Here is a 26,394-nt window from a genome sequence, read left to right as displayed (position 1 = left end):
GACCTTCCCGATTCGGCTACTGGAACCGCACGCCGGACGAGCCGCCGCCGTTGCGCGAGTCGAGCGCGGCCTGGACCGCTTCGCGCACGACCGAGGACGGGTAACCCTTGCGCATCAGAAATGCATTGAGCCGGCGATCGATGGTGCGATCGTCGAGGCGGCCCAGCTGCTGCACGCGCTTGATCGCGACCTCGATGGCCCGTTCGGTCTCGTCGTCGGGCATGGCGTCGAGCGTCTCCGCGATGAGCTCCTTGTCGAGGCCGCGGCGGCGCATCTCGGCCTGGACGCCGGAGCGCCCAAGGCCCTTGCGCTCGTGCTGGCTGTAAACGATCTGCTCGGCGAGCTTCGCTTCGTCGAGATAGTCGAGGCGGATGAACCGTTCGACGATCTCTTCGATCTCGCTCTCCGGAAGGTCGAGTCCGACGAGCACGCCGCGGGCCTCGGAGATGGACAACGAGCGACCGCGAAGCCGCTGCAGGAGGACCTGCTCGGCGTGTTCGCTGTCCGGGTCGACGGCGTGGTCGAGGTCTCCGGTATCGACCGCACCCGAGGCGACCCCGCCGGAGTCAACCTCGGAGACGTCCCCGGCAGAGGAGGATGCCTGGGCGCCCGGCAGGTAGCTCACCGTCGCGAGAGTGCCCCGACGCTTGGCCGGGGCTCCGGTGGCCGCCGCGGCGGCCGGCTTGATGTCCGGCTCGGCCTTGGGTTCGAAGTGCACCATGCTTACGCGCCCTTCCGGGCGGCGAGCCTGGCCTGGGTGGTCTTCGGCTGAGTCACGTCGTCCCCTGCCGCCGCGCGGGCAGCGGTCGCGGCCTCCTTCGCGGCGAGCTCCGTCGCAGCTTCCGCGGCGGCGGCGGCCTTCTTGGCGGCTGCGCCTTCCGGCGAGATGCCGAGCTTGAAGAGGATCTTGCTCTCGATCTCGTTGGCCATGTCCGGGTTCTTCAGCAGGAAGTTCCGGGAGTTCTCCTTGCCCTGCCCGAGCTGGTCGCCGTCGTAGGTGTACCAGGCGCCGGACTTCTTCACGATTCCCTGTTCGACACCGAAGTCGATCAGGCTGCCCTCGCGGGAGATGCCGATGCCGTAGATGATGTCGAACTCGGCCTGCTTGAAGGGCGGCGCCATCTTGTTCTTGACGACCTTGACCCTGGTGCGGTTACCGACGGCTTCTGTGCCGTCCTTCAGGGTCTCGATCCGGCGGATGTCGAGGCGAACCGAGGCGTAGAACTTGAGTGCCTTGCCGCCCGCGGTGGTTTCCGGGCTGCCGAAGAAGACACCGATCTTCTCGCGGAGCTGGTTGATGAAGATCATCGTGGTGTTGGTCTGGCTGAGCCCGCCGGTGAGCTTGCGGAGGGCCTGCGACATCAGCCGGGCCTGGAGGCCGACATGGGAGTCGCCCATCTCGCCCTCGATCTCGGCGCGGGGCACGAGGGCGGCGACGGAGTCGATGACGATGAGGTCGATCGAGCCGCTGCGCACGAGCATGTCGGCGATTTCGAGCGCCTGCTCCCCCGTGTCGGGCTGGGAGACGAGGAGGGCATCGATGTCGACGCCGAGCTTCTTTGCGTAATCAGGGTCGAGCGCGTGCTCGGCGTCGATGAACGCGGCGATGCCGCCGCCCTTCTGGGCATTGGCGATGGCGTGCAGGGTGAGCGTGGTCTTACCGGAGGACTCCGGACCGTAGATCTCGACGATGCGCCCGCGCGGGAGCCCGCCGATGCCGAGGGCCACGTCCAGTGCGATCGAACCGGTGGAAATGGTTTCGACCGGTGCCCGGTCGTCGCTGCCGAGGCGCATGATCGAACCCTTGCCGAACTGGCGGTCGATCTGGGCGAGCGCGGTGTCGAGCGCCTTCTCGCGGTCTGCTGCTGATGCCATGGTGGGTCTCCTTCGGTCGTGCGTTTCGGCGCCTATAGGCTGTCGCGAAACACTCACCGGGAGGACCCCGGTGTGTGCTCTGGGACAAGGCATTCGCTGTCTGTCACTGACGAAGGCGACTGTACGCCGCACCCCCGACATTGATCGGGAAGCGCTACGACGGTGGACACTTCTGCACTGACTCCTGCTGGTGAGGAGCCTACCAAAGGTCGAACACGTATTCGAGCACCGACGCGCCGAAACGGGTGCGTCGTCGAAGTCCGGAGGAAGACTACGGGCGCGGCGCCGGCACCCCTGCGCCGAACCAACGGCTCTTGGGCACGTCGGTCTCCGCGCACAGCGCGAGCCAGACGTCGCGCGCCGGAACACCGCCGGCCAGGGCCTGGTCGGCGGTGTTCCCGAGCGAGGTGAGCACGAGGTCGCGGGTCAGCACACGACCGTACGACTCGCCGAATTCGTCTTTCAACGCCTGACGGAATTCACTGAGTCTCACGAAGCCACCTCAACGGCGGGGAAGGAGGGGATGGGGAAGGCCGGGGTCAACGCACCATCATGCCGGTGTCGTACGTCGCGACGAGCTCGTCGGGAACGGTGTCGGGGAAACGATCGATTCCCTCGATGACGGCGAGGCGGTCTCCCACCTCACGCATGATGACCGAGATCGGGGTGTCCAGCGCGTCAGCGACGGACGCCAGAATCTCGGATGACGCTTCCTTCTGGCCGCGCTCCACTTCGCTCAGGTAACCCAGGGCCACGCTGGCCTTGCTGGCGACCTGACGCAGTGTGCGCCCTTTCTGAAGTCGGAAGTCCCTGAGCACATCGCCGATTTCCTGTCGTACAAGAATCATCGGAACCTCCTTCTATTACTTATCAAGTGCAGCCTTATCAAGTAAAGCTACTTCGGTCATGCCGGTGGCGGATGGATAACAGTACTACATCCACCCGACTCCTGCAGACTACCCAGAACGACTGGGGTTTGCTTGTGAATATGTACTGTGTAACCCAGCGTTTACGCGAACTATTCCGTCGGTAACGTGGCTATCAGCCCACGCACAGCTTCGACGGCCGCCCGGACCGTTTTCGCCCGGATCGCGGCGCGGTCACCGGTGAGGGTGAGCAGGACCGCCGAGGATTCGGTTCCGATTGAGAGGCCGAGATAGACCGTCCCCGGTTGCCGGTCGCCCTGGGGGTCCGGACCGGCGACACCGGTCGTCGCGACCCCGATATCCGCGCCGCGGCCGCCGAGGGTGAGCCGCCTGCGCGCGCCCGCGGCCATCTGGCGCGCGACCTCCGGATCGACGGGGCCGTGCGCGGCGAGGAGTGCGGGGTCGACGCCGAGGAGGGTGTGCTTGAGTTCGGTCTGGTACGCGACGATGCCGCCGGCGACGACGACGGATGCCCCGGGGATCCTGATGAGTTCGGCCGCGAGTGCTCCCCCGGTCAGGGACTCGGCCACGGCGATGGTGAGGCCCCGGCTGGTGAGTTCGAAGATCAGGGCCGCGGTCGGATCATCCGCTTCGGTCGCATTCACCGTCACATCGGTCGGCTCGGGCACATCAGTCGGATCGGGCACATCGGTCGTATGGATGGTCACGGCAGGTCAGCCGTCGTGCCGGGACTGGCGCGAGACACGCCGGGCGGCGACGAGGTAGTCGATGCCGGTCGACACGGTCAGCACGAGCGCGACGGCCATGGCCGCGTAGTTGACCCAGTGGATCCAGTCGCCGAGCACGAGCCAGAGCGGCACGAGGAAGAGCGAGATCGCGACGGACTGCATGATCGTCTTGAGCTTGCCGCCGCGGGAGGCCGGGATGACCCGGTCGCGGAGCATCACGAAGCGGAACGCCGTGATGCCGAGCTCGCGGACCAGGATCACGATCGTGACCCACCACCACAGTTCGCCGAGGATCGAGAGGGCGACGAGCGCTCCCCCGGTGAGCACCTTGTCGGCGATCGGGTCGAGCAGCTTGCCGAGGTCGGTGACGAGGTTGTACTTGCGGGCGATCGCTCCGTCGATCCCGTCGGTGGCGATCGCGAGGATGAACAGCACGGCGGCCGCCCAGCGCAGCGCGCCGTCCTGGCCGGCGTCGGCGAGCAGCATCCAGATGAACAGCGGGGCGAGCAGGATCCGCACGACCGTGATCAGGTTGGGCAGGTTCCAGTTGCTGGGGTGTGCGACGGGTTCGGATGCTGTGGCCATGATCAGTCCCTGCCGGTGAGGTTCCAGGCATCCTCGTCTGCTGACGACGCCTCTTCCTCAGGGTAGCCCTCGCTCATTTTCGCGACCGGGTCGCCGGCGTAGCGGGGGTCGGGCTGGGAATCGCGGCGGGTATCCGCCTCGTGGGCGGCGTTGGCCTGGCGGGCCGCCGTTGCGGCGTGGTGCTCGTCGTCGGAACCGCGGAGCAGGGCGAGCACGCTCGGGAGCTGTTCGACGGTGACGAGCACGTCGCGGGCCTTCGACCCCTCGGACGGGCCGACGATCTCGCGGGACTCGAGCAGGTCCATCAGCCGGCCGGCCTTGGCGAAGCCGACGCGCAGCTTGCGCTGCAGCATCGAGGTCGAGCCGAACTGGGTCGACACGACGAGTTCGGCGGCGGCGAGGAGCACCTCGAGGTCGTCTCCGATGTCGGAGTCGATCTCCTTGCGCGGCGCCTCCATCGAGACGTCCGGCCGGTAGTCGGGGCGGGCCTGCTGGGTGACGTGCTTGACGACCCGTTCGATCTCCGCCTCGCTGACCCAGGCGCCCTGCACGCGGATGGCCTTGGATGCGCCCATCGGCAGGAAGAGCGCGTCGCCCTGGCCGATGAGCTTGTCCGCGCCCGGCTGGTCGAGGATGACCCGGGAGTCGGTGACGCTCGTCACCGCGAACGCGAGGCGGGACGGCACGTTGGCCTTGATCAGGCCGGTGACGACGTCGACGCTCGGACGCTGGGTGGCGAGCACGAGGTGGATGCCGGAGGCACGGGCGAGCTGCGTGATCCGCACGATCGAGTCTTCGACGTCGCGCGGGGCGACCATCATCAGGTCGGCGAGCTCGTCGACGACGACGAGCAGGTACGGGTACGGCTTGAGGGTGCGCGCGCTCCCGGCCGGAAGCACGATCTCGTTGCCGACGACGGCCTTGTTGAAGTCGTCGATGTGGCGGAAACCGAAGCTGGCCAGGTCGTCGTAGCGCATGTCCATCTCTTTGACGACCCACTGCAGCGCTTCGGCGGCCTTCTTTGGGCTCGTGATGATGGGCGTGATGAGGTGGGGCACGCCGGCGTATGCGGCGAGTTCGACCCGCTTCGGGTCGATCAGCACCATGCGCACGTCGCTCGGCTGGGCGCGCATCAACAGGCTCGTGATCATCGAGTTCACGAAGCTCGACTTACCGGAACCGGTCGAACCGGCGACGAGCAGGTGGGGCATCTTGGCGAGGTTGGCCACGACGAATCCGCCGCCGACGTCCTTGCCGACGCCGATGGTCATCGGGTGGGTGCTGTTCGTGGCCGCCGCCGAGCGGAGCACGTCGCCGAGGGTGACGATCTCGCGGTCGGTGTTCGGGATCTCGATGCCGATCGCGCTCTTGCCGGGGATCGGCGAGAGGATGCGCACCTCGTTGGACGCGACCGCGTACGAGAGGTTCTTGCTGAGGGCGGTGACCCGTTCGACCTTGACGCCGGGGCCGAGTTCGATCTCGTACTGGGTCACGGTCGGGCCGCGGGAGAACCCGGTCACCCGGGCGTCGACCTGGAACTGGGTGAGCACCTCGGTGATCGACGTGACGATGACGTCGTTCGCCGCCGAGCGCGCCTTCGCGGGAGGTCCGGCGGTCAGGGTCGTGTTCGACGGCAGCTCGTACGGCACGGCCGGGTGATCGCCGGTGTCCGGGTGCAGCGGATGCCCGTCCTCGCCGGGCACCGCACCGGTCGCCCCTGCGGCACCCAGGCCGTCGAGTCCCGGAAGCACCTCGGTGAGTCCCGCCGCCGCGGCCGAGCCTGGGCCGCCGGTCGCCTCGTCGTCGTGCAGGCCGAAGTCCGAGCCGCGCGGCACATCGATCTCGCCGGTGAAACGCTTGATGGCGTCCTCGGCGCGGAGCAGGTCCTCGAGTACCTCTGTGCCGTAGTGGTCGCCGCCGGAACCGCCGCCGGACAGCCCGACCGAGAACGGCGTGGCCGGTGTCGGCACCGGGGACCCGTCCGCGGGCGCGATGGCGCTGTCGAAGCCGCCTCGGCCGTCGCCGCCGAGAAGGGTGCTGAGGGGATCGTCGCCGGCCCCGGACGGGCCGTCGCCCGCCTTCGAACCGTGAGCGCCGGCATCCGACACGAGGGCGCCACCGAAGTCAGGGTCTTCCTCGCGCTTGCTGTTGTTGCGACGCCACCAGGGCAGGGCGCTGTTGCCGTCCGGCTCGCCGTCGAGACCGTCGAGTTCGACCTGGGCGGTCTTCTCGGCGCGCTCGAGTTTCGCGGTCTTCGCCGCCGCGCGCTCGTCCTCCGTGGAGAGCTCCGCGCCGAACAGCCAGGCGTAGAGCTCGCGCGAACGCTGGCCGATCCGGTTCGGCGGGGTCTTCGTGATGATCAGCAGGCTCAGGGCGAGCAGCAGGATGATGATGGCGGTGGCGCCGATGGCCGTCGTGAGGGCGATCAGCGGGGCTGCGATCATCCAGCCGATCACGCCGCCGGAGAGGGCGAGCACGTTCATGCCCTGGGTGGGCGTCGGCTGGCCGCCGTAGACGTGGCAGAGCCCCGAGACGGAGACGAGCAGCAGGCTCAGGCCGATGCCGATGCGCCCGTTGTCGTGCACAGAACTGGGCTTGCGGAACAGCCAGATCGCGAAGACGAAGAGGATCACCGGCAGGGCGAACGCGACCCGGCCGAAGAGCCCGCCGAAGGTCCAGGCGTCGAAGTTGCGGGCGATCGCGTTGTCGATCAGGAACCATTCCACGACCGCGCCGGCAACGGCGAGCAGCACGAGGAAGAACGGCAGGCCGTCGCGGCGTTCCTCTTTGGAGAGCTTTTCCGGGCCGAGTGCGCGAGCGGCGGCGCCGGCGACATGGGCGAGGGCGAGCCAGGAGCGCACGAAGAGGCCGGGTTCGGTCTCCGCTGCGGCGAACTTGACCGTCTTCTGTGCTGTGGTGCGGGCAGCCGGCTTGCGCGCGGGCGTACCGCGGGCCGGCGTGGTGCGGGCGCGCCCGGTCGACTTAGTGCTCGTGGCCATGAAGTCCACGGTACCGCCGAGCCACCGATTCCGCGTGAGCCCACGCGGTCCTGGTCGTGGCGCCGCACACGCGAGCGCCTCCGGCGACCCTAGGCCTCGATGACGAGCGGCACGATCATCGGGCGGCGGCGGAACGTGACGTTGACCCACCGGCCGACCGTGCGGCGCACGATCTGCTGCAGCGCGTGCGGGTCGCGGACCCCGTTCTCGGCGGCCTCGCCGAGGGCGGCGCGAATCTTGGGCAGCACCGCATCGAAGACAGAGTCGTCCTCCGCGAAGCCCTTCGCGTGGATCTCCGGGCCGACGATGACGTTGCCGGTCTTGGCGTCGACGACGATGATGATCGAGATGAAGCCCTCCTCTGCGAGGGTGCGCCGGTCCTTGAGGTCGGCCTCGGTGATCTCGCCGACGGTGGAGCCGTCGACGTAGACGTAGCCGAGGTCGAGCTGGCCGACCTTCCGCACGACGCCGTCCTTGAGGTCGAGCACGGTGCCGTCTTCGGCGAGGATGACGTTCTCCGGCGGCACCCCGGTCTCGGCGGCGAGCTTCGCGTTGGCGACGAGGTGCCGGTATTCGCCGTGCACCGGGAGCACGTTCTTGGGCTTCAGGATGTTGTAGCAGTAGGTGAGCTCGCCCGCGGCGGCGTGGCCGGAGACGTGGACCTTTGCGTTGCCCTTGTGCACGACGTTGGCACCGAGCTTGGTCAGGCCGTCGATGATGCGGTAGACCGCGTTCTCGTTGCCGGGGATGAGTGAGCTCGCGAGGATCACGGTGTCGCCGGGGCCGACCTCGACCTGGTGGTCCTGGTTGACCATCCGCGCGAGCACGGCCATCGGTTCGCCCTGGGAGCCGGTCGACATGTAGACGATCTTGTCGTCGGGGATGCTGCCGGCCTTCTTGAAGTCGACGAGCACCCCTTCCGGCACGGTCAGGTAGCCGAGATCGGCTGCGATGGTCATGTTGCGCACCATGGAGCGGCCGAGCAGGGCGACCCGGCGTCCGTTGGCGTGCGCGGCGTCGAGCACCTGCTGCACCCGGTGCACGTGGCTGGAGAAGCTCGCGACGATGACGCGGCGCGGAGCCCGGGCGATGACGTCGTCGAGGACGGGACCGATCAGCCGCTCCGAGGCGGTGAAGCCGGGGACATCCGCGTTGGTGGAGTCGACGAGGAAGAGGTCGACTCCCTCAGTGCCGAGCCTGGCGAACTCGCGCAGGTCGGTCAGCCGGTGGTCGAGAGGGAGCTGGTCCATCTTGAAGTCGCCGGTGTGCAGCACGGTGCCGCCCGCGGTCTTGATCGCGACGGCGAGGGCATCCGGGATGGAGTGGTTGACCGCGACGAACTCGAGGTTGAACGGGCCGAGCCGCTCGGTCTGCCCCTCGGCGACCTGGAGCGTGTACGGCACGATCCGGTGTTCCTTGAGCTTGGCTTCGATGAACGCGAGGGTGAGCCCCGAACCGATCAGGGGGATGTCCGCCCGCAGCTTGAGCAGGTACGGTACGGCGCCGATGTGGTCCTCGTGCCCGTGCGTCAGCACCACGCCGAGAATGTCGTCGAGGCGGTCCCTGATCGGGCTGAAGTCGGGCAGGATCAGGTCGACGCCCGGCTGGTGCTCCTCGGGGAAGAGCACGCCGCAGTCGACGATCAGGATCTTGCCGTCGATCTCGAACGACGTCATGTTCCGGCCGATCTCGCCGAGGCCGCCGATCGGGATGATCCGGAGCGTTCCCGGTTCGAGTGTGGCCGGTTCGTAGACGTCGATGGGCATGGGCCCTCCTCGTGGTTCGGTGTGCTGACTAGCGGGTGGTTCCGGCGATCTTGGGCAGGGCCCCGCCGGCGGCGGCGTTGCGGTCCGGGCGGAAGTTAGAGAAGTCCACACCGGGGATGTTCTTGACGAGGTCGATCTCGTCCTCGATCTCGGCGGCTTCCCATTCCTCCGGGCCGACGAGGGGCAGCCGCACGCGGGGGCTCGTGATGCGCCCGAGGCCGTGCAGGATGTACTTGGCGGCGACGGTTCCGGGCACGTGGGTCATCACGGCGCGCACGAGCGGCTCGAGCTGCTTGTGTGCGGCGGTTGCGGTCTTGAGGTCGCCGGCGTTGACCGCGTCGACCATCTGCCGGTACGGGGTCGCCGCGATGTTCGCGGTCACGCCGATCAGTCCGGTCGCGCCGATCGACAGGTGCGGGAGCACGTTGGGGTCGTCGCCGGAGAAGTAGAGCAGGTCGGTCTGGTTGAGCACGCGGCTCACCTGGGCGAGGTCGCCCTTGGCGTCCTTGACGGCGAGGATGTTGGGGTGCTTCGCGGCGCGCAGCAGAGTCTCGTATGCGATCGCGACGCCGGTGCGGCCGGGGATGTCGTAGAGGATCACCGGCAGGTCGGTCGCGTCGGCGATCATGCGGAAGTGGGTGAGGATGCCGGCCTGGGTGGGCTTGTTGTAGTACGGGGTGACGATCATGTTGCCGTCGGCGCCGGCCTTCTCGCTCTGCCTGGCCAGCTGCATCGCGTGCGCGGTCTCGTTCGAGCCACCGCCCATGATGATCTTCGCGCGGCCGGCCGCGACGTCCTTGCCGACCTCGACGAGGCGCAATTTCTCCGCGTCGGTGAGGGTCGAGGTCTCCCCCGTTGTTCCGGTCACGACGATGCCGTCTGCTCCGGCCGTGATCACGTCGTCGATGTGCTTCGCCACGCCCGCCCAGTCGACCTCACCGTCGGCGGTGAAGGGGGTTACCAGGGCGACGAGGACCTGGCCGAACGGATTCTCAGACATAGACACGTGGACAGGCTATCGCCTTGCCGGCGTCCGGCGGCAGTCCCGGCCGCGTTAACCGGCCTTCTGGGCGCACGACTCGTCGGGATGCCCGAAGATCAGCCAGCCCGGAAGATCGCTGAGGAAGGCCGACCGTACCGCGGCGCTGCGGGCGAGGGTCCAGTCGACGCGCGCCCCGATCTCGGTCTCGTATTTCTCCCACTCGAACCAGTTGATCATGTGCAGCCTGGGGAACCTCGTCGCCGTGTCGGCCGAGAACACCTGGCGCCACCACGCCCGCTTGATCGCCAGTTCCTGGGCCGGATCTCCCCCGGACACCACGAGCGCCGCGGTTTCCGGGATCGCGACGGGTTTGCCGTGCCCCTCGCCGTAGACGCCGTAGAAGTCGGGCGTGGCGGTCTCGTCGCCGGCGAGCCCTGCGTAGGTTCCGGTGAGCTGGGCGGCGAACTTGCCGGGCTCCGGCACTTCGTCCTCGCCCCAGGGGTATGCGGATCCCCAGTGGTACAGGGACATGCCGACCCAGTCCACCACGTCGTCTCCGGGGTAGTACGGCAGGTAGGGGTCGTCCCTGATGGTGAGCGTGCCGTCGCCGTCTGTGTCCAGGGCGGTGAAATCGGGCGTGCCGGGCTTCGCCGCGTACACTCCACCGGCGAAGGGATAGCCGCCGCCGTAGTTCGGCGCCCACATCATCGCCGAACCAGGGGCATCGCGTTTCACGGCGTCCGCGACCCTGCGGAACGCCGCGACATACTCCGTCGGCTGCTGGCCCCACTCGTACCAGGACCCGTTCATTTCGTGGGCGAAGCGCACGACGACGGGTACGCCGCGGTTGTTGAGTCCGCCGAGCAGGGCGCCGAGGTTGTCGGCAACGGCAGGGGTGATGGCGGCGAGACCCGCGCGAGGTTCGAGGGTGAGCAGGAGTTCGCCGCCGTTGGCGAGCACCTGGCCCGCTGCGGCCCCGACGTTGGCGCGGTCGTCCGCACTCATCGGCAGGCCGGAGAAGGAGACGGCGACCGCGGGACGGAGGCCGCTACCGCTGAATTCGGCGAGGGTCTCGGCGCCCCAGTCCAGGTTGACCCCGAACAGAACCCCCGTGTGTGGAACCAGGTCGGCCGTCGATGTGACCGCGCACGAGACCGTCGGAGACGCGGAGCCCGGTGCCGCTGTGCAGCCGGCGAGGAGCGCTACGACGCTGACGACTGCGCCGACTGCGGCGGAATGGCGGAGCGCGCGGGAGGGACGCGCCCGGGAATTGTGAGGCACGGGTCCAACCCTAACGGGGGGTGCCGTCCGTAATCTCTCGTCACACGAAGATTCCTCGCTCGAGTCCCGCGTAACGTCGACCCCATGAACCCCTTCGGCGCCGCACTCGTCGTGGTCGCCCTCGTCGCGGTCGCGACCGTGCTCGGCCTCGTCTACCGCTCGCGCCAGGGGTTGTTCCGCGACGTCGCCGACACCGAAACGACCGTGCTGACCCCTGCGGATGTCGGCAGCCAGGTCCCCTTCGGCCCCGCGGCCACCCTCGTGCAGTTCTCCACGGAGTTCTGCAGCCGCTGCCCCGGCACCCACCGACTCCTCAGCCAGATCGCCGATGGCCGTCCCGGCGTTGCCCACGTCGACGTCGACCTCACGCACCGGGCCGACCTCGCGAACCGCTTCGGTGTGCTGCAGACCCCGACGACGCTCATCCTCGACGGCGCGGGTCGCGTGCACGCCCGCGTCGGCGGCGCGCCGCACCGGGCGGATGTCCTCCGTCACCTCGACCATCTCGCCGGGCCCGAATCGGCGAACCCCCTCACCGCGTCACACCTGCCAGGGAGCCCCCATGCCCAGTGATTCCTCCGCGAACCGCGCAACCACGCCGAGCCCCGCCGCTCCGCCCCGTCGCGCGCCCGTCGACCCCCGAGGCCCGCGGTTCAGCGCCGCCATCACGGCCGTGCTCCTGCTCGTCGTGATCTTCCTCTCCCTGACCGGGGCATCCGTCGCCGCTCTCGTGTTGCTCGCCGCGATCGCGGCGCTCTTCGCCTGGGGAGCATTCGCAGGCGTCGGCCGGCACCCGTACGGCCTGCTGTTCAAGCGATTCGTACGTCCCCGCCTTGCACCGCCCGCCGAACTCGAAGACGCCGCTCCGCCGACCTTCGCCCAGGGGGTCGGCCTGTTCGTGACCGTCATCGGCGTCGTGCTCGGACTGTTCGGTCTCGCCCCCGCAGTCGGGATCGCCGCCGGTTTCGCGTTCATCGCGGCGTTCCTGAACTCGGTCTTCGACTACTGCCTCGGCTGCCAGCTCTACCTCCTGCTCGTGCGCGCCCGGATCCTCAGTCGCTCCCCCGCCGCGGCCTGACGCGCGTGGACCGGGCTCCCTGTCAACTCCCAGACTGAGCCTGTCCCTCTGAGTGGATGCCCGGTTAGGCTGGGGCTTTCACACCCAGGAGGTAACACCATGGCACTGACCAGCGAAGCGTCAACCGTCTGGACCGGAGACCTCAAGTCCGGCCATGGCACCGTCTCACTCGACTCCTCCCACGCCGGCGAGTTCCCGGTGACCTGGAAGGCACGGAGTGTCGGGAGCCCGAACACCACCAACCCGGAAGAGCTCCTCGGCGCCGCGCACGCCGCGTGCTTCTCGATGGCCCTCGCGAACGGGCTCGGCGCGGCCGGGCACACGCCGGAGAACATCCAGACGACCGCTGCCGTGACCTTCGAGGCCGGAGTCGGCATCGTCGGCAGCCACCTGCTCGTCAGCGCGAGCGTGCCCGGCCTCACCGAGGAACAGTTCGCGGCATTCGCCGAGGACGCGAAGGCGAACTGCCCGGTGTCGAAGGCCCTCGCCGGGATCCCGATCACGATCGAAGCGGAACTGGCCTAGGCGCAGGAGCGCCCGATGCGCGTACTGATCGCCGGAGCCTCCGGGCTCATCGGAACCGAACTCGTCCGCCAGCTCGGCGAAGCCGGGCACACCGTCGCCCGGCTCGTGCGCCATCCGGCCACCGGGCCGGACGAGGTGACCTGGAACCCCGCCGTCTTCGACATCGACCCTGCAGCCCTCGACGGGGTCGACGCGGTCGTCAACCTCTCGGGGGCCTCGCTCGCCCGTCTGCCGTGGACGAACGGCTACCGGACCGAGATCCTGGCCTCCCGGACCCACGCGACCCGCACCCTCGTCGAGGCGATCAGGAGGACTCCCACCCCGCCGGCCGTGTTCCTGAGCGGCTCGGCTGTCGGCCTGTACGGCAACCGGCCCGGTGAGATCCTCACCGAACGGTCCGCTCCCGCCGACGATTTCCTCGCTGCCGTCGTCGAGGCCTGGGAGGCCGAGGCCCTGCGCACACCGGCGCCGACCCGGGTCGTCCTGCTCCGCACCGGGCTCGTGATCGCGCGCGGCGGGGCGTTGAAACCATTGCTCCCCCTCGTCAGGCTCGGCCTCGGCGGCCCGCTCGGCCGCGGCATCCAGCACTGGCCGTGGATCAGCCTGCACGACGAGGCCGCCGCGATCGTGCACCTGCTCGGCTCCACCCTCAGCGGCCCGGTCAACCTCGTCGGACCGGCCCCGGCCTCGGCGAACGACGTGATCCGGGCCGTCACGGTCGCCCTGCACCGCCCGTTCCTCCTGCCGGTGCCGGAGTTCGCGCTGACATTCGCGCTCCGTGACGCCGCCCGCCAGCTGCTCCTCGCCGACCAACGGGTGAGCAGCGCCCTGCTGCAGGGCGACGGCTTCGTGTTCCGGCACGGCACGGTCGCCGAGGCCGTCGACGCGATGCTCGCCGAGGCGTGACCCGGCTGCGCGGCTCCACCGAGTGATGTCGCCGCCACGCCCCACCCTCATCCGGGGGTGATATTGCCTCGTTTTCCGCTACGCTGAGGCACAGGTCGCACCATCGTCGAGGGAGGCCGTCAGGCCAGACGTCGGGGGTAGCAGGTGCAGGTTTCCAGAGCACGCGGCTCCCGATCCCGTGTTCGACGGGTGGCCGCAGTGCTTGCCATGGTTCTGGCGCTGGCGCTTCCCCTGGCCACGCCGGCAACGGCCGCACGGGCCACCCCCACAACCTCGGCCACCGCCACCGCTACGGCCACGGAATCGGCAACGGCAACGGCAACGCCGGAACCTGCGCCGACGCCCGCCGTGACGGTGACGCCGGCGCCCGCGACGGACGGCGCTCCCGTCAGCCTCGAGCCGACCGCCGGAGCGTACTTCGGGTCGATCCTCGACTGGAGCGGTGACAGCGCCACCGAGCAGGCGTCCCGCCTCGGCTCCCCGAGCGCTTTCTACGAGCACTCCGTCTCGATGCCGATGTCCGACGCCGACACGAGCTACAGCGCCCAATTCCTGCAGAAGACGAACGGTGCCGGCTCCCTCCCGTTACTCACCATCCGACCGACGACGAGCCTTCTGGCGATCACTGCGGATGCCGCGACGCGGCTGGTCGACGGCATCGCGGCCGCGCGGGGCACCAGCACCGCCCCGCTGTACCTGCGCTTCGCCCCCGACATGAACAGCACCTGGGTGTCCTGGGGACAGCAGCCCTCCGCATACCGCCAGGCCTTCGCCGCCGTCGCCGACGTCGTGCACCGCCGTCTGCCCGGGGCCGTGATGGTGTGGTCGCCGAACTGGGGAGGCGGGTATCCGTTCACCGGGACCCGGGCCGCGGACACCGACACGCTCCGCGAGCTCGACACCAACCGGGACGGCTCCGTCGACGGCGGCGACGACGCGTACGCCCCCTACTATCCCGGCGCCGTCGCCGACTGGGTGGGGCTCTCGGTGTACCACGACGACACCGCGGGAGGCGACGCCCGCAACACCGTTCCGCGCGACGGCGAGCTGCTCGCCCGCCTCGGCTCCCCCGCCGCAGACGCCGCAGGCGACGACGACTTCTTCGGCCGGTATTCGACGGCGACCGGCACGCCGTTCCTCTTGGAGACCGCGGCGTTCTACAGTCCCTCAGCGGGCGGCCCCGGCGAACTCGCGATCAAGCAGAACTGGTGGCGCCAGGTCTTCGCCGCCGTCGCCGACCCGCGATACGCCACGCTCAAGGCCGTGCTCTGGCAGGACACCACGGCGACCCGTGCGGTCGTCGGCGGGACCTTCGTCGACTGGAGCGTGACACTCGGCGACAACACCCGGGCCGCCTTCGCTGCCGACCTTGCCGCAAGCGACCTCACGCTCGGCCCGCTGTTCGCGCCGACGACGACGAACGAGGCCGGGGCATCTGCCACCGGACCGGGGGTGACCATCGGCGGCTGGTGGGCCTGGCTCGTGGCCGCGCTCGTGATCGCCGCAGTCACGCTGCTTTTCGCGCTCGCGGTCGCGCGGCGCGGCCGGTCGGCGCTGAGCTATGACGGCCCGACCGACCGGGACCTGCGCATCGACCTGATGCGCGGCCTCGCGATCGTGTTCGTCGTGGTCAACCACATCGGCCTGGTCTCCCTGTTCCAGGAGATCACCCAGGAGGCCATCGGAATCGTCTCCGGCGCCGAGCTGTTCGTGTTGTTCGCCGGCGTCGTGCTCGGCATGGTCTACCGGCCCAAGATCGCCATGAGCGGCATCGGCGAGGTGGTCATCCGAACCAGCCGGCGCGCCTGGAAGCTGTACTACACCGCCCTCGCCGTAGTGATCCTGATCTTCGCGGTGAGCCTGCTGCCCTTCGTCAACGCCGGCTACCTCACGACGTTCACCGACCAGGGCACCGGGGCGCGAGGCAGTTCGGCGTCGGGCCACGTCTACGACCTCTATGCCAACGCCGGGCAACTGCTGACCTACCCGGTGAACCCGCACATCCTCCTCGACCTGGCACTCCTCCGGCTCGGGCCGTGGCAGTTCAACGTGATGGGCCTGTACGTCGTGCTGCTCCTGGTCTGCCCGCTCGTGCTGTGGGCGTTGTCGAAGCGGTGGTGGGTGCCGGTGCTCGCGCTCAGCTGGGGCTTGTACCTGTTCAACGCGCTCGCGGGGGTGCGTCTGTTCCCCTCCGAGTTCGAGGACTCGTTCCCGCTGCTGACCTGGCAGGTGCTCTTCGTCACGGGAATCGTGGCCGGGTACCACAGTGTCGCCCTGCTCCGCTGGTTCGCCTCGCGGTGGGGCCTCGTGGCCGCTGCGGTGATCGTGCTGCTCGCGACAGCGTTGATGTTGTTCTCCTGGAGCAACCCGTATCTCCCCAGCGCCTTCTCCGTTCGCCTCGGACTCGTTCCTGACGCGCTCTTCCGCTCGATCTACGGCGCATTCTTCGGGCGCACCAACCTCGAGCCCGGTCGTCTCCTCAACGTGATGCTCGTGGTCGTCAGCCTCTACGCCCTGGTCAGCGCATACTGGCGTCCGATCCGGCGCGCCCTCGGCTGGTTCCTGATCCCGCTCGGGCAGGCCACCCTCTACGTCTTCATCATGCACGTGTTCTTCGCCCTGATCGCCGCCAACATCCCGGCGCTCCAGGACGGGAACGTGTGGCTGAACACCGGCGCATACGTCGTCATCCTGGCGCTCCTCTGGGTGATGGTCAGGACGAAATTCCTGTTCCGGATCGTGCCGCGATGAATCGTGCCGCGATGAGAGGGGTGCTCCGATGAGCCGGATGCTGGCACTGCGGATCGTGGTCGTGCTCACGCTCGCGCTCGGTATCAACTACGTGGCGTGGCGCTGGATGTTCTCGCTCAACTGGGACGCGTGGTGGATCGCCGTCGCCCTCGTCGCCGCCGAAACGTACAGCCTGATCGACGTCAGCCTCTTCGGCATGATGATGTGGCGCGCGTACACCCGCCCGGCACCGCCGGCGCCTCCCGCGGACGCGACCGTCGACGTGCTGATCGCCACGTACAACGAGCCGATCGACCTCGTGATGACGACGGCACTCGCCGCGCGGGAGATCACCTTCCCCCATCGCACCTGGGTGCTCGACGACGGCGCCCGGCCGGAGCTCGCAGCGGCGGCGGCGGCAGCCGGCATCGACTACCTCTCGCGGGGAACCGAATGGATCGACCGGCCGCGCCACGCGAAGGCCGGGAACGTCAACAACGCGCTGATGGAGACCCAGGGCGAATTCCTGCTCATCCTCGACGCCGACCAGATCCCCCGGCCGGAGATCCTCGACCACACCCTCGGTTACTTCACCGACGACAAGGTCGCGCTCGTGCAAACCCCGCAGGTTTTCAGCAACGTCACTGTCGAGGACCCGCTCGGCAGCCAGGCGCCCCTGTTCTACGGCCCGATCCAGCAGGGCAAGGACGGCTGGAATGCCGCCTTCTTCTGCGGATCGAACGCCGTGCTGCGCCGCGAGGCCCTGATGCACCTCGGCATTCTCGGGTACGTGCGCGAGGTGGAGGGTTCCGTGCGCACCGCGCTCCGCGACGCGAGCCGTGTGGTGCGGGGTGCCCGCCGGCATCCGGCCGCCCGCAACCCCGCGGTCGCGCACGCCCTCACGGAAGTCACCCACGCGATCAGGCAGGCGCGTGCCGCGATCCGGCGCGACGAGCCGCTCGCCGAAGTCACGTTCGTGCTGCACGAGCGGGTGGATGCCGCGGCCGCCGGCATTGTGGTCGGCGAGGTGACGTCGCTCGCGGACGACCTGCGCGAGATCAGCGAGTTGGCCGGCACACCGGACTCGCCGTACCTCCTCGACATCGATGAGACGGTCGCGAGGCTCGCCACCCGCGAGCTCTCACCGTTCAAGGCGCTCGAGGCCGTACGCTCGGCCCTCGACACGATCGCGATCGACCGCGGCCACGAGGCCCAGCCGGTGATGCCGCTCGCGACCATCTCGGTCACCGAGGACATGGCCACGTCGATGCGGCTGCACGGCCTCGGCTGGAAGAGCGTCTACCACAACGAGCTGCTCGCGGACGGGCTCGCCCCCGAAGACGTGGGCACGATGCTCACCCAGCGGCTGCGCTGGGGCCAGGGCACCATGCAGGTCTTCCTCAGGGAGAACCCGCTGCTGCAGTGGAAGATGAGCCTGCCACAGCGCCTGATGTACTTCGCCACGATGTGGAGCTACCTCTCCGGTTATGCGGCGGTCATCTATTTCGCGGCGCCGATCGTGTTCCTCGTCTTCGGGATCCTGCCGGTGTCCACCAATGCCTGGGACTTCTTCCTGAGGTTCATCCCGTTCATGATCGCCAACCAGCTCCTGTTCTTCGTGGCCGCGCGGGGTATCCCCACCTGGCGGGGCCAGCAGTACAGCCTCGCCCTGTTCCCGGTGTGGATCGACGCCTGCACCACCGCCTTCAACAACGTCGTGCTCGGCATCCCGCTCAACTTCGCCGTGACGCCGAAGACAAGGCAGGCTCACACCGGACCGCAGTGGCACCTGATCAAGCCGCAGATCACGGTGATGGTGATGCTCGTCGTCGCGATCATCGTCGGTTGTGTGCGCCTGTTCGTCAACGGCGCCGAACCGATCGGCACCGGGGTCAACATCGGCTGGGCCGTCTACGACCTCGTCGTCCTGAGCGTGTTGTTCAAGGCGGCCACCTACCAAGGCTTCACCCCTGAGGCCGCACCAGAGGAGCACCCAGAGCAATGAATTTCCGGACTGAAACGATAGCCGGCAACGTGGCGGCCATTCGCGCGGACGGCCGACTCAACATGGTCTCCGCGCCGCTGTTGCGCGAGGTGGTGTCCGCAGCGATCGCCGCGGGGACGGTGCGGATCGTCGTCGACCTGAGCGGGGTCGACTTCATGGATTCGTCAGGGCTCGGAGCCCTCATCGGCGGCCTGAAGGTCGCCAGGCAGGCCGGCGGGGACCTCCGCATCGCCGGTGCGACGCCGCAGGTCGCGCTCGTGTTCGAGCTGACCCATCTCGACCGCATCCTGCAGAACCACGCGACCGCAGAGACCGCATACCGTGACTGATTCCGACACCACCCTGGCGCTCAGCACTCCGCCCGACGATATCGACACCGTGCAGGACTTCGTCCAGCGCGTGCTCGAGCCCCACTCCGACATCGTCGACATCGACCGGTTCGCGTTCGAGACGGCCCTCGTCGAGCTGGCGTCGAACGTCATCCAGCACGCCGCCGCGGGAACCGGCATCACCTGCGTGCTGTCGATCCACGCCGACGACCACGAGCTCAGCGCCCGGATCAGCGACACCGGAACGGCCGGAGCGGTAACGCTGAGCGGACCTGTGCTCCCCGAGGACCTCGCGGAGTCGGGCAGGGGGCTCGCGCTCATCCAGATGCTCGTCGATTCCGTGCACTTCGAACGGGTCGGAGACCTCAACGTCTGGACCATCTCCCGCGCCAGGCATCCGCTGCCCTGACGAATCAGACGGAGTCTTCAGGCGAGAGTCAGGCTGCGGCGCGCTCGAGCGTGATCGCTGTGCGGATGGCGCCGCGGGCGCGTTTCCGGTCCCCGGCGGCGTCGTACGCGAGGCCCAGCCGGAACCAGGCCTTCCAGTCCTCCGGTGCCGCGTCGACCGCGTCGCGGTACTGCGGGAAGTCCGCGTCGGCCGCGTCCCTGACCGGGCGGCCGCTCGCGCGGATCGGCAGGGTCTCGACCGGGAGTTCTCCGCTCGCCTCGAGCAGGCGAACGAGCCTGGCCGAGCGGGATCCGAAGGTGACCTCGAGCACGAGCGCCCAGATCCCGATCAGGGGCAGAACCAGCAGCGCCACGCCGATCGCGATGCCGACGGGTGCGCCACTCTGCAGGAAGAGCACCGCCCGCCACCCGACGAGCACCAGGTAGAAGGCGAGCAGGATCGCCATCATGCCGGCGCCGATGCGGCCCTTCATTCGAAGATCTCGGAGTCGGCGTCGATCTCGGGGACGCTGTCGAGGTCGGGCTCCGCTGCGATCGCGACGATCGCCGCCGGCGGGGTGGGGGGCGCGCCGAGGCCGAGGTCGACGACCTGGTCGAGGCCGACGGTCACGCCGACGGCAGTGCGGGCAGCGTCGAGGGCGAGCAGAATGCCGCGCCGGTACGCGTTGGCGGATAGCGTGTTATGGGAGATCGTGACCGTCTCCCCCGCGCCGCCGAAGATGACGTCCTGCCGGGCGAGCACGCCGTCGAGGCGCAGGCTGTGCACGGGCACGCTCGACACCTGCTGCCCGCGTGCTCGCTGGTCGTTGTGCGGTGCAGACACCGGGCCGAGCTCCGTGCGTGCGAGACCGATGAGCTCGGCGGTGCGGACCGCAGTCCCCGAGGGAGAGTCGACCTTGGCGGCCTGGTGCGTTTCGACGATCTCGATCGAGTCGAAGAGCCGGGCGAGCATGGCCGAGACGGCGGTCGCGACGACGGAACCGATCGAGAAGTTCGGCACGATCACGACGCCGGTGTCACTCCGGCCGCGGATCCGGCGCTCGAGCGTCGTGATGCGGGACTGGGACCAGCCGGAGGTGCCGACGAGCACCCGGATGCCGTTGTCGACGGCGAAGTCGACGACGCTCTGGCTCACGCCGGGCAGGGTGACGTCGACGACGACATCCGCCCCGAGCATGTCGGACAGCGGGCTGCGCGAGTCGAGGCCGGCGTGCAACTCGTACCCGTCGGTCTCCTCGACGAGCCCGCTGATCAGTCGGCCCATCGTGCCCGTAACGCCGACGATGGCCACCCGTGTTGTCATACGACTAATCTACCAAGCGGCAATCCGGCAATCCGGCATCCGGCATACGGGCCCCGCACGACCCGGCGCGAACTGGGCTCACCGGGTTCCCCGACGTAGCCTTGTGGCATGCCAGCCACCCCGAAAGCACCCGGCCCCGTCTTCCGCGAGGTATCCGTGACGGATGCCGGTTCCCTCGCCCTCCTGACGGCCTACTTCAGCGATCGGCAGTCGAGCTTCCCCGTCGAGCAGGGTGCCTACCGAACGACCTTCCCGGTGGCCGGGGACTTCCTGCCGCCGAACGGTGTCTTCCTGCTCGTCGGCGAACCCAGCGGGAACCCGGAGCAGGCCTGGGTCGGGTGCGGCGGCATCCGTCGGATCGGGGACACCCCGGGCGGCGGCGCCCGCTACGAGGTCAAGCACCTCTGGCTGCAGCCGGGCACACGCGGGAGGGGCTGGGGCCGGGCCTTGCTCGCCGAACTCGAGCGGCGGGCGCGATTGTTCGGCGCCGCCGAGCTCGTGCTCGACACGAACGCGAGCCTGCGGGCCGCCGGAGCGCTCTACCGGAGCGCCGGCTTTGCGGATTGCCCGCCGTACAACGACAACCCGAACGCCACCAACTGGTACCGGAAGGGCCTCGCTCGCGACTAGTACAGAGCCCCGCTCGCGCCTGAGAGAGAGTCTCGCTCGCGCCTAGTACAGCAGCGGGTCAGGCAGTCCGGTGCGCATCTCCACGGGCAGGTGCCCGGTGTCGTTGTGGGTGACGAGCGTCCACGGGCGGCCCGGCTTCTGCAACAGCACGGTGAGGCCGCAGTTGGCCTGGTTGATGCTGATCCAGCGCCAGTCCGGAGCACCCAGCACTGCGCGCACGAACCAGCCGATGACGAAGTTGTGCGTGATCAGCAGTTCGTGGCGCTCGCCTCTGCGGGGCTGCAGGAATTCGGCGACGGCGTCGTCCATCTGCGCACGGCCGGCTTCGATCTCCTCCTCGGTGACGGCACCGAAGAACGGGGCGTATGCCGCGGGCGTCTCCGGCGCCATGCCGGTCGGGATGCAGTCGAACAGCAGCGGGGAGGGAACCGGGGTGAGCGAGGGCAGCCGCCCGGCGACGATCTCTGCGGTCTCGGCCGCGCGCTGCAGGGGCGAGTGCCAGGCGTCGGTGAACGGCACGCCGCCGAGGCGCTCCGCGATCAGCTGCGCCTGCCGTTTGCCGCGCGCCGAGAGCGGCCCGTCGGGCAGGCCGTGTTCGGCATCCTGTTGCTCGCCGTGACGAACCAGGTAGATGTAGTGGGGCAACGGGTTCTCTTTCGGTTCGGGGCGTTCGGCCGGACGGCCGGGCGGTACAGGGCCAGGTGACCCGTTGGATCAGGGCCGGACGCCTGGAGGCACGATTCCCGCGAAGACGTCGTCGTCGAGCGCGCCGACGGCGGCGATGGACAGCGGGCCGGCCGCGAGGTCGACGGCGAGGGCCTGCACGTCGTCCGCGGTGACCAGGGCGAGCCGGCGCAGCGCCTCATCGAGGTCGACGAACTCACCGAGGGTGATCTCGGCGCGGCCGAGCCGGGACATCCGGGTGTCGGAGTCTTCGAGGGCCAGCGAGGAGGCACCGGAGAGCTGCCCGTTGGCGCGTTTCATCTCGTCCGCGGTGACACCGTGTTCGGCGAGCCGGTGCAGTTCGCTCAGGAGAAGCTCGGCGACCTGGCCCGCCTTCGCCGGGGTGCAGCCGGCGTACATGCCGAAGAGGCCCGCGTCGGAGTAGCCGGGGGCGAAGGAATAGACGGAGTACGCGAGCCCGCGCTTCTCGCGCACCTCCTGGAAGAGCCTCGACGACATGCCGCCGCCGAAGATGGAGGTCAGCACGCTCATAGTGACGCGGCGATCGTCGGTCGCGAGGAGTCCGGGGAACCCGAGCAGGAGGTTCGCCTGCTCGAGCGGGCGGCGCACGACCGTGACCGCGCTGCCCTGGTGGATCTCGGCGGGTCGCCCGTTGCGGCGCCCGACGGGGGCGGCGTGTTCGCCCAGGTCCCAGCCTGCGGAGTAGAGCGCCCGGGTCACGTCTGCGACGAGCACGTCGTGGTCCACGGCGCCCGCGACGGTGACGACGAGGTCCTGCGGGCGGTAGTTGGCCCGGTAGTGCGCGAGCACGGCCTCCGGGGTGGCCGCCCTGATCGTGTCGGGGTTGCCGCCGATCGGGCGTCCGAGCGGATGCTTGCCCATCACGGCCTCGAAGAAGCGCTCGTTCGCAACGTCCGCCGGGTCATCGTCAGCCATGGCGAGTTCCTCGAGGATCACGCCGCGTTCGGTCTCGAATTCGACCGGGTCGATTGTGGACGAGGTGAGCATGTCGGTGAGCACCTCGACGGCCATCGGCAGGTCGCGGTCGCGGACCTTCGCGTAGTAGCAGGTGTATTCCTTCGCGGTCATCGCGTTGTGCTCGCCGCCGACGGAGTCGAAGGCGATCGCGATGTCGAGGGCGCTGCGCTTGGCCGTGCCCTTGAAGAGCAGGTGTTCGAGGAAGTGGGTGGAGCCGTAATGCCCGGGCGCTTCGTCGCGGGAACCGACGGCGACCCAGTAGCCGATCGTCAGGCTGCGGCTGCCGGGGACGTGCTCGCTGAGAATGCGCACACCGCTCGGGAGGACGGTCCGGCGCACGACGGATTCGCCGGCGGCTCGGAAGGACAACTCGGCGAGTGTGAGGGGAAATTCAACGGCGCTGTTCATGACACCACCACCCTACGTCACGGCACCGACGGCATCAGGGTGCCTCGCGGAACCGAATTCGAGCGGCGGGCGGCGTCGGCGTCAGCGGCCGGCAGCGAGCCCCGTCACCCGCTCGAGGTCGACCATGTCGCTGCGGGTGAGCCGGATTCCGGCGGCCGCGATGAGGGAATCCACCTGGTCGGGCTGGCTGGCCCCTGCGACGGGCGCCGTGACCCCGGCCTGCGCGAGGAGCCACGCGAGCGCGATCGATGCGGCCCCGGTGTCGTGGTCGGCCGCGATCCGGTCCACGACGCTGAGGACCCTCAGCCCGGGCCTGCTGAGGTGCTTCGCGGCGCGGGCATCCCTCGTCGTGCTGTGCAGGTCGGCCTTGGAGCGGTACCGGCCGGCCAGGAAGCCGTGCGCGAGGGAGAAGTAGGGCAGGACCGCGAGGCCCTGGGCCCGGGTGACGAGGGACAGCGAGGACTCGAAGCCTCTGCGCTGCAGCAGGCTGTACTCGGTCTGCAGGGCGACGAAGCGCGGCAGGCCGTTCGCGGCGAGGATGCGGGCTTCCATCAGGCGCTCCCCGGAGAAGTTCGAGGCGGCGAGGTACCGCACCTGGCCGCTGCGCATCAGCACGTCGACGGCGCCGAGGCTTTCCTCGAGCGGCACGGTCGGATCGTCGAAGTGGAAGTGCAGCAGGTCGATGTAGTCGGTGCCCAACCGGTCGAGGGACGCCTGGACCGCGCCGATGATGCTCCGGGAGGACAGTCCGGGGTTGTCCCGGTTCTTGCCGATCTTGGTGGCGATCACGGTGCTGTCGCGCGCCTTGCGGGAACGCAGCCAGGAGCCGATGATCACTTCGCTCCGTCCGGAGGTGTAGCTGTCCGCGGTGTCGAGGAAGTTGCCGCCGAGTGCACGGTGCCGGTCGAGGATACGGTGGCTCGTCTCGCCGTCCGCGGTCCAGCCGAAGACGCTCGCGCCGAGGGCGACCGGGTGCACGGAGAGGTCTGTATCCGCGATGGTGCGCCGGGCGCCGACGAGAGGGAGGCGCCCGTCCGGCTGGACCGGGATCGAGACGGAGATCGGCGGCGGCCCCTGGAGCGGGTGCGCGGCCACGTGGGCAGAGGCCGGGTGAAGAGCACGCTCGGAATCCTGAATGCCTGACTGGATCATCCGTCACTCCTTACTGCTTACCGCGACTGCTGGGTGTGGCCCCAAAACTGAGAGTAACCCGCGAATCGGCGCACGGAAAGGACACGCCCGAACCGTTATCAAAACGGATGCTGGGCGTCTGCCGCGAGATCGCCGCGCCACGCCGGATAGAGTTGTACGGGAACGATTCCGGTTACGGCCTTCTGAGCAGGCGTGAGCCCGAACGAATCAGCCGCGAAAGAAGGATCCATGACGCAGCCCACCACCGGCGTGCCGACGACCGGCGCACCCGCGACCGAGATCACCGCAGAGGCGCGCAGGCGGCGCACCTTCGCCGTGATCAGCCACCCCGACGCGGGAAAGTCGACCCTCACCGAGGCGCTCCTCCTGCACGCGCACGCCATCACGACGGCGGGCGCGACCCACGGCAAGGCCGGCCGCCGTGGGACCGTGAGCGACTGGATGGCGATGGAGCAGGCCCGTGGCATCTCGGTGACGAGCGCGGCAATCCAGTTCGAATACCGCGACAGCGTGATCAACCTCGTCGACACCCCCGGCCACGCCGACTTCTCCGAAGACACCTACCGGGTCCTGTCCGCGGTCGACGCCGCCGTGATGCTCGTCGACGCGAGCAAGGGCCTCGAGGTGCAGACCATGAAGCTCTTCGACGTCTGCCGTCAGCGCAACCTGCCCGTGATCACCGTGATCAACAAGTGGGACCGGCCCGGCCTCGACGCTCTCGCCCTGATGGACGAGATCCGCACCCGCACCGGACTGCTCCCGACACCCCTGACCTGGCCGGTCGGAGTGGCCGGCGACTTCCGCGGCGTCATCGACCGGTCGACCGAAGAGTTCATCCGCTTCACCCGCACGGCCGGCGGCGCGACCGCCGCAGACAGCGACCGGGTGCCGTTCGAGGTCGCCGCGACCGAGGAAGGCGAGGCCTGGGTCACCGCGACCGAAGAATCCGAACTGCTCGGCGAGGAAGGCCAGGACCACGACGAGGCCACGTTCCTCGCCAACCAGACCACCCCCGTGCTGTTCGCCGCGGCCGTGCTCAACTTCGGCGTGCAGCACATCCTCGACACCCTCGTGGACTTCGCCCCTGCCGCGGAGGCGCGTGTCGACGCGGCCGGCGGGCACCGCCCGGTCGCCTCACCGTTCTCCGGCTTCGTGTTCAAGGTGCAGTCGGGCATGAACGCCTCGCACCGGGACTACGTCGCCTTCGTGCGGGTCTGTTCGGGCCAGTTCCGTCGCGGAATGATCGTCACCCACGCCGCAAGTGGCCGGCCCTTCGCGACCAAGTACGCCCAGCACCTCTTCGGACGCGAACGCGAAGTGGCCGACGAAGCCTGGCCCGGCGACATCGTCGGGCTCGTCAACGCGTCGGCACTCCGGGTCGGCGACTCCATCTTCGAGAGCGAACCCGTCGAGTTCCCGCCGCTGCCGATGTTCGCGCCCGAGCACTTCCGTGCTGTGCGCTCCGCGGACAGCAGCAAGCACAAGCAGTTCCGGCGCGGCATCGACCAGCTCGACCACGAGGGCGTCATCCAGGTGCTCCGCAGCGACCTGCGCGGCGACCAGGCCCCGGTGCTCGGCGCCGTCGGCCCGATGCAGTTCGAGGTCGTCGAGGAACGCATGACGCACGACTTCGGCGCCGCGATCCGTTCGGAGTCGCTCCCCTACCAGATCGCCCGCCGCACCAACCGGGAGAGCGCCGAGATCCTCGGCCACGACCGGCAGGTCGAGGTGCTGATGCGCTCAGACGGGACACTCCTCGCCCTGTTCAGCACCCCGTGGCGGTTGCGCAACACGGTCCGCGACCACCCGGAGCTGATGCTCGAAGACCTCGCCGCCGGCGCCCTGGAGCCGGCGCCCTCGGCCTAGTCATCCCCCGGCGGCATCGTTCACCGGAAGCCTCGTTCAGAACGGGGTGGGGTCGTCGGGTGTGGGGTCGAGGTTCCAGACGTCCACGATCGGGGCTGGTGGTTTCGGTTCGGGTTTGGGTTTCCGGGGTGGTCTCATATCCGCGGAGGGTTCGACGATGTAGCTGTACCCGGCCGGGGAGGTCCATTCGATGCGACCATCGCCGAGGTGCCTCGGCGACCACCGGGTGTAGCTCTTCACCGCGTGGTGATACGGGCAGAGGTGGGCGAGGTTCATCGCGTCGGTCTCC

25 protein-coding genes and 1 pseudogene are annotated in these 26,394 nt (G+C 69.1%); 10 read left to right on the top strand and 16 right to left on the bottom strand.

All coding sequences use genetic code 11. The features are described 5' to 3' along the window. Positions 1-16: 16 nt before the first annotated feature. From QN357_RS03870 to QN357_RS03825, 10 genes are all read right to left on the bottom strand, one after another. Entirely contained in the window at positions 17-721 is a 705-nt protein-coding gene (locus tag QN357_RS03870) for a regulatory protein RecX (RefSeq protein ID WP_134561837.1), read from the bottom strand. Positions 722-723: 2 nt separating this feature from the next. After that, positions 724-1,875, bottom strand: coding sequence for a recombinase RecA (recA, locus tag QN357_RS03865; protein ID WP_134446953.1), 1,152 nt, complete (start codon positions 1,873-1,875; stop codon positions 724-726). A 271-nt stretch (positions 1,876-2,146) separates the two neighbouring features. Continuing rightward, positions 2,147-2,368 (bottom strand): DUF3046 domain-containing protein, encoded by a 222-nt coding sequence (locus QN357_RS03860; protein WP_134446951.1) that lies wholly within the window; start codon positions 2,366-2,368, stop codon positions 2,147-2,149. 46 nt (positions 2,369-2,414) lie between these two features. Then, positions 2,415-2,723, bottom strand: a complete 309-nt coding sequence (locus QN357_RS03855) for a helix-turn-helix domain-containing protein (RefSeq protein WP_134446949.1) — start codon at positions 2,721-2,723, stop codon at positions 2,415-2,417. A gap of 170 nt (positions 2,724-2,893) precedes the next feature. Beyond that, on the bottom strand, positions 2,894-3,406 hold the full coding sequence (locus tag QN357_RS03850) for a CinA family protein (protein ID WP_134447028.1): 513 nt from the start codon (positions 3,404-3,406) through the stop codon (positions 2,894-2,896). A 69-nt stretch (positions 3,407-3,475) separates the two neighbouring features. Continuing rightward, positions 3,476-4,075, bottom strand: a complete 600-nt coding sequence (gene pgsA / locus QN357_RS03845; protein WP_134446947.1) for a CDP-diacylglycerol--glycerol-3-phosphate 3-phosphatidyltransferase — start codon at positions 4,073-4,075, stop codon at positions 3,476-3,478. Positions 4,076-4,077: 2 nt separating this feature from the next. Next, positions 4,078-7,074 carry an FtsK/SpoIIIE family DNA translocase gene (locus QN357_RS03840; RefSeq protein ID WP_323504574.1) on the bottom strand — a complete coding sequence of 999 codons (2,997 nt, stop codon included), beginning with the start codon at positions 7,072-7,074 and terminating at the stop codon, positions 4,078-4,080. Positions 7,075-7,163: 89 nt separating this feature from the next. Beyond that, positions 7,164-8,840 carry a ribonuclease J gene (locus tag QN357_RS03835; protein WP_134559743.1) on the bottom strand — a complete coding sequence of 559 codons (1,677 nt, stop codon included), beginning with the start codon at positions 8,838-8,840 and terminating at the stop codon, positions 7,164-7,166. A gap of 28 nt (positions 8,841-8,868) precedes the next feature. Next, positions 8,869-9,846 (bottom strand): 4-hydroxy-tetrahydrodipicolinate synthase, encoded by a 978-nt coding sequence (gene dapA / locus QN357_RS03830; protein WP_134559745.1) that lies wholly within the window; start codon positions 9,844-9,846, stop codon positions 8,869-8,871. A 48-nt stretch (positions 9,847-9,894) separates the two neighbouring features. Beyond that, the gene (locus QN357_RS03825) at positions 9,895-11,103 is read right to left on the bottom strand and encodes a glycoside hydrolase family 26 protein (protein WP_241975414.1); all 1,209 of its coding nucleotides are present in this window, start codon (positions 11,101-11,103) and stop codon (positions 9,895-9,897) included. An 84-nt stretch (positions 11,104-11,187) separates the two neighbouring features. Between QN357_RS03825 and QN357_RS03820 the strand changes: the two genes are divergently transcribed. The 8 genes from QN357_RS03820 (at position 11,188) to QN357_RS03785 (ending at position 19,085) form a co-directional block, all read left to right on the top strand. Further along, complete coding sequence (locus QN357_RS03820; protein ID WP_134559749.1) at positions 11,188-11,676, top strand: TlpA family protein disulfide reductase; 489 nt, start codon at positions 11,188-11,190, stop codon at positions 11,674-11,676. Beyond that, entirely contained in the window at positions 11,666-12,181 is a 516-nt protein-coding gene (locus QN357_RS03815) for a DUF4395 domain-containing protein (RefSeq protein ID WP_134559751.1), read from the top strand. The genes QN357_RS03820 and QN357_RS03815 overlap by 11 nt, the downstream gene beginning before the upstream one ends. Positions 12,182-12,280: 99 nt before the next feature. Next, positions 12,281-12,706 (top strand): OsmC family peroxiredoxin, encoded by a 426-nt coding sequence (locus QN357_RS03810; protein ID WP_134446935.1) that lies wholly within the window; start codon positions 12,281-12,283, stop codon positions 12,704-12,706. Positions 12,707-12,721: 15 nt separating this feature from the next. After that, positions 12,722-13,612 (top strand): TIGR01777 family oxidoreductase, encoded by an 891-nt coding sequence (locus tag QN357_RS03805; protein ID WP_134559753.1) that lies wholly within the window; start codon positions 12,722-12,724, stop codon positions 13,610-13,612. A 207-nt stretch (positions 13,613-13,819) separates the two neighbouring features. Continuing rightward, on the top strand, positions 13,820-16,363 hold the full coding sequence (locus tag QN357_RS03800) for an OpgC family protein (RefSeq protein WP_323504573.1): 2,544 nt from the start codon (positions 13,820-13,822) through the stop codon (positions 16,361-16,363). Positions 16,364-16,391: 28 nt separating this feature from the next. Beyond that, positions 16,392-18,347 (top strand): glycosyltransferase, encoded by a 1,956-nt coding sequence (locus tag QN357_RS03795; protein WP_323504572.1) that lies wholly within the window; start codon positions 16,392-16,394, stop codon positions 18,345-18,347. Then, positions 18,344-18,676, top strand: coding sequence for an STAS domain-containing protein (locus tag QN357_RS03790; protein ID WP_134559758.1), 333 nt, complete (start codon positions 18,344-18,346; stop codon positions 18,674-18,676). The genes QN357_RS03795 and QN357_RS03790 overlap by 4 nt, the downstream gene beginning before the upstream one ends. Further along, the gene (locus tag QN357_RS03785) at positions 18,669-19,085 is read left to right on the top strand and encodes an ATP-binding protein (protein WP_323504571.1); all 417 of its coding nucleotides are present in this window, start codon (positions 18,669-18,671) and stop codon (positions 19,083-19,085) included. The genes QN357_RS03790 and QN357_RS03785 overlap by 8 nt, the downstream gene beginning before the upstream one ends. A gap of 28 nt (positions 19,086-19,113) precedes the next feature. Here the strand turns inward: QN357_RS03785 and QN357_RS03780 are convergent, their stop codons facing one another. Together QN357_RS03780 and dapB are read right to left on the bottom strand one after the other, a co-directional pair. Continuing rightward, positions 19,114-19,557, bottom strand: a complete 444-nt coding sequence (locus QN357_RS03780) for a tetratricopeptide repeat protein (RefSeq protein ID WP_134559762.1) — start codon at positions 19,555-19,557, stop codon at positions 19,114-19,116. After that, positions 19,554-20,387: a 4-hydroxy-tetrahydrodipicolinate reductase gene (gene dapB / locus QN357_RS03775; RefSeq protein ID WP_134446930.1), complete on the bottom strand. Its 834-nt coding sequence runs from the start codon at positions 20,385-20,387 to the stop codon at positions 19,554-19,556. The genes QN357_RS03780 and dapB overlap by 4 nt, the downstream gene beginning before the upstream one ends. 108 nt (positions 20,388-20,495) lie before the next feature. Here dapB and QN357_RS03770 point away from each other — a divergent pair, with 108 nt between their 5' ends. Continuing rightward, complete coding sequence (locus QN357_RS03770; RefSeq protein ID WP_134559764.1) at positions 20,496-21,017, top strand: GNAT family N-acetyltransferase; 522 nt, start codon at positions 20,496-20,498, stop codon at positions 21,015-21,017. A gap of 42 nt (positions 21,018-21,059) precedes the next feature. On the opposite strand, the gene QN357_RS03765 is transcribed toward QN357_RS03770, so the two are convergent. The 3 genes from QN357_RS03765 to QN357_RS03755 all read right to left on the bottom strand — a co-directional run bounded on the left by QN357_RS03765 (position 21,060) and on the right by QN357_RS03755 (position 24,239). Then, on the bottom strand, positions 21,060-21,662 hold the full coding sequence (locus QN357_RS03765; protein ID WP_134446926.1) for a histidine phosphatase family protein: 603 nt from the start codon (positions 21,660-21,662) through the stop codon (positions 21,060-21,062). Positions 21,663-21,731: 69 nt separating this feature from the next. Then, positions 21,732-23,087: a M16 family metallopeptidase gene (locus QN357_RS03760; protein ID WP_134446924.1), complete on the bottom strand. Its 1,356-nt coding sequence runs from the start codon at positions 23,085-23,087 to the stop codon at positions 21,732-21,734. 81 nt (positions 23,088-23,168) lie between these two features. Then, positions 23,169-24,239: an aldo/keto reductase gene (locus tag QN357_RS03755; protein WP_323504570.1), complete on the bottom strand. Its 1,071-nt coding sequence runs from the start codon at positions 24,237-24,239 to the stop codon at positions 23,169-23,171. A 228-nt stretch (positions 24,240-24,467) separates the two neighbouring features. On the opposite strand from QN357_RS03755, the gene QN357_RS03750 reads away from it, so the two are divergent. Then, positions 24,468-26,105: a peptide chain release factor 3 gene (locus tag QN357_RS03750; protein WP_134446920.1), complete on the top strand. Its 1,638-nt coding sequence runs from the start codon at positions 24,468-24,470 to the stop codon at positions 26,103-26,105. 36 nt (positions 26,106-26,141) lie between these two features. On the opposite strand, the pseudogene QN357_RS03745 reads toward QN357_RS03750, so the two are convergent. Next, positions 26,142-26,394: pseudogene (locus tag QN357_RS03745) on the bottom strand (hypothetical protein); the annotation flags it as partial.

The organism is Cryobacterium sp. RTC2.1 (assembly GCF_035018685.1).
GTDB lineage: Bacteria > Actinomycetota > Actinomycetes > Actinomycetales > Microbacteriaceae > Cryobacterium > Cryobacterium glucosi.
Note: the sequence above shows the minus strand (reverse complement) of the source record. Positions and strands in the feature narration are given on the sequence as shown.

Coding starts and splice junctions, on each gene's coding strand:
- QN357_RS03870 (WP_134561837.1), bottom strand. CDS start 721: ATGGTGCACTTCGAACCCAAGGCCGAGCCGGACATCAAGCCGGCCGCC.
- recA (WP_134446953.1), bottom strand. CDS start 1,875: ATGGCATCAGCAGCAGACCGCGAGAAGGCGCTCGACACCGCGCTCGCC.
- QN357_RS03855 (WP_134446949.1), bottom strand. CDS start 2,723: ATGATTCTTGTACGACAGGAAATCGGCGATGTGCTCAGGGACTTCCGA.
- pgsA (WP_134446947.1), bottom strand. CDS start 4,075: ATGGCCACAGCATCCGAACCCGTCGCACACCCCAGCAACTGGAACCTG.
- QN357_RS03840 (WP_323504574.1), bottom strand. CDS start 7,074: ATGGCCACGAGCACTAAGTCGACCGGGCGCGCCCGCACCACGCCGGCC.
- QN357_RS03835 (WP_134559743.1), bottom strand. CDS start 8,840: ATGCCCATCGACGTCTACGAACCGGCCACACTCGAACCGGGAACGCTC.
- QN357_RS03820 (WP_134559749.1), top strand. CDS start 11,188: ATGAACCCCTTCGGCGCCGCACTCGTCGTGGTCGCCCTCGTCGCGGTC.
- QN357_RS03815 (WP_134559751.1), top strand. CDS start 11,666: ATGCCCAGTGATTCCTCCGCGAACCGCGCAACCACGCCGAGCCCCGCC.
- QN357_RS03810 (WP_134446935.1), top strand. CDS start 12,281: ATGGCACTGACCAGCGAAGCGTCAACCGTCTGGACCGGAGACCTCAAG.
- QN357_RS03805 (WP_134559753.1), top strand. CDS start 12,722: ATGCGCGTACTGATCGCCGGAGCCTCCGGGCTCATCGGAACCGAACTC.
- QN357_RS03800 (WP_323504573.1), top strand. CDS start 13,820: ATGGTTCTGGCGCTGGCGCTTCCCCTGGCCACGCCGGCAACGGCCGCA.
- QN357_RS03795 (WP_323504572.1), top strand. CDS start 16,392: ATGAGCCGGATGCTGGCACTGCGGATCGTGGTCGTGCTCACGCTCGCG.
- QN357_RS03790 (WP_134559758.1), top strand. CDS start 18,344: ATGAATTTCCGGACTGAAACGATAGCCGGCAACGTGGCGGCCATTCGC.
- QN357_RS03780 (WP_134559762.1), bottom strand. CDS start 19,557: ATGAAGGGCCGCATCGGCGCCGGCATGATGGCGATCCTGCTCGCCTTC.
- dapB (WP_134446930.1), bottom strand. CDS start 20,387: ATGACAACACGGGTGGCCATCGTCGGCGTTACGGGCACGATGGGCCGA.
- QN357_RS03770 (WP_134559764.1), top strand. CDS start 20,496: ATGCCAGCCACCCCGAAAGCACCCGGCCCCGTCTTCCGCGAGGTATCC.
- QN357_RS03760 (WP_134446924.1), bottom strand. CDS start 23,087: ATGAACAGCGCCGTTGAATTTCCCCTCACACTCGCCGAGTTGTCCTTC.
- QN357_RS03755 (WP_323504570.1), bottom strand. CDS start 24,239: ATGATCCAGTCAGGCATTCAGGATTCCGAGCGTGCTCTTCACCCGGCC.
- QN357_RS03750 (WP_134446920.1), top strand. CDS start 24,468: ATGACGCAGCCCACCACCGGCGTGCCGACGACCGGCGCACCCGCGACC.